At 63.9% G+C, this 1,658-nt stretch carries 2 protein-coding genes; both read right to left on the minus strand.

The features are described from left to right. The coding region (gene smpB / locus Q4E95_RS13645; protein ID WP_303383810.1) for an SsrA-binding protein SmpB at positions 1-398 on the minus strand (398 nt) is incomplete at its 3' end. Positions 399-514: 116 nt separating this feature from the next. Beyond that, positions 515-1,633 (minus strand): peptide chain release factor 2, encoded by a 1,119-nt coding sequence (gene prfB, locus Q4E95_RS13650; RefSeq protein ID WP_303383811.1) that lies wholly within the window; start codon positions 1,631-1,633, stop codon positions 515-517. Between the last annotated feature and the right edge of the window lie 25 nt (positions 1,634-1,658).

The following is a 1,658-nucleotide window of genomic DNA, read 5'->3' on the forward strand; positions in this document are numbered from 1 at the left end:
TTACCGCGGGCCACGGCGATCTCCACCTTCACGCGCTTGTTGTCCACGAAATACAGGGACAGCGGAATGATGGTGTAGCCGGATTCGCGGGTCTTGCCCGCGATCTTGTCCAGCTCGGAGCGGTGCAGCAGCAGTTTGCGGCGGCGCCGGGCCGAGTGGTTGGTCCACGAGCCCTGCAGGTACTCAGGGATGTGCGCGTGTTCCAGCCACAGCTCACCGCCACGGTCGAACTGGCAGAACGCATCCACCAGGGACGCACGCCCCATGCGCAGCGACTTCACCTCGGTGCCCATGAGCGCCAAACCGGCCTCGTAGGTGTCGTAGATGTTGTAGTCGTGCCGGGCTTTCTTGTTGTTGGCCACGATCTGGCGGCCGTCATCGTTCTTCTTCTTGGCCATGGGCCGTTACTTCCTTCAGCGGGTCTCTCCCCCGGACGACGCCGCTGCACTCCCCGGGTGCCCGAGGGCACCTGCCGGGCGGGGCGGCGTCGTCGTCGTCGTGAGAAAAGAGCTCCTTAGTCTTCGTCGTGGTTGCGCGCGCCCGCGCGCCAACGGATGCCTTCGTCGATGAACTTGTCGATGCCACCGTCGAACACGTTGGAGGGATTGCCCTCTTCATAGTTGGTGCGCAGGTCCTTGACCATCTGGTACGGGTTGAGCACGTAGGAGCGCATTTGATCGCCCCAGGATGCCTTGACGTCCCCGGCCATTTCCTTCTTCTTGGCGTCCGCTTCTTCCTGGCGCTGCAACAGCAGTCGGGACTGCAGCACGCGCAGCGCAGCGGCACGGTTCTGGATCTGCGACTTCTCGTTCTGCATGGACACCACGATGCCCGTGGGGATGTGGGTCATGCGCACCGCGGAGTCCGTGGTGTTCACGGACTGACCGCCGGGGCCCGAGGAGCGGAACACGTCCACCTTGAGCTCGGACTCGGGAATCTCCACGGTGTCATCGGACTCGATCAGCGGAATCACTTCCACCGCGGCGAACGAGGTCTGGCGGCGACCCTGGTTGTCGAACGGCGAGATGCGCACCAGGCGGTGCGTGCCGGCCTCGACCGAGAGCGTGCCGAACGCGTACGGGGCCTTGACCTCGAACGTGGCGGACTTCAGGCCCGCCTCTTCCGCGTAGGAGGTGTCGAGCACCGTGGTGGGGTAACCGTGACGCTCCGCCCACCGCAGGTACATGCGCATGAGGATTTCCGCGAAGTCGGCGGCATCCACACCGCCGGCGCCGGAGCGGATGGTGACCACGGCCTCGCGCTCATCGTATTCGCCCGCCAGCAGGGTCTGGATCTCGAGTTGGCCCAGAGCCTTGCGGATGGATTCAAGCTCGTCCACCGTGCTGTCACGGGTGTCCTGGTCGTCTTCTTCCTCGGCCAACTCCACCATGACCTCCAGGTCATCGATGCGCTCGTTGAGCTTCTTGAGTCGGTCCATCTTGGACTGCTTGTGGGACAGCCGCGACGTGACCTTTTGCGCGCGGTCCTGGTCGTTCCAGAGATCCGGGGCCGTGGCCTCCTGCGAGAGCTCGGCGATTTCCCGTTCGAGCGCCGCAACGTCTGTGACGGCCTCCACGGACGCATAGGTGGAGCGCAGATCGCGAATTTCAGCTGCAAAATCAATAGAGGCCATGGGACACCACTTTACGGCATCCGTT

The organism is Kocuria sp. (assembly GCF_030536815.1).
Lineage (GTDB): Bacteria > Actinomycetota > Actinomycetes > Actinomycetales > Micrococcaceae > Kocuria > Kocuria gwangalliensis.

What these genes read in the sequence shown, in the direction of transcription:
- prfB (WP_303383811.1), bottom strand. Translation starts at nt 1,633, where the DNA reads ATGGCCTCTATTGATTTTGCAGCTGAAATTCGCGATCTGCGCTCCACC.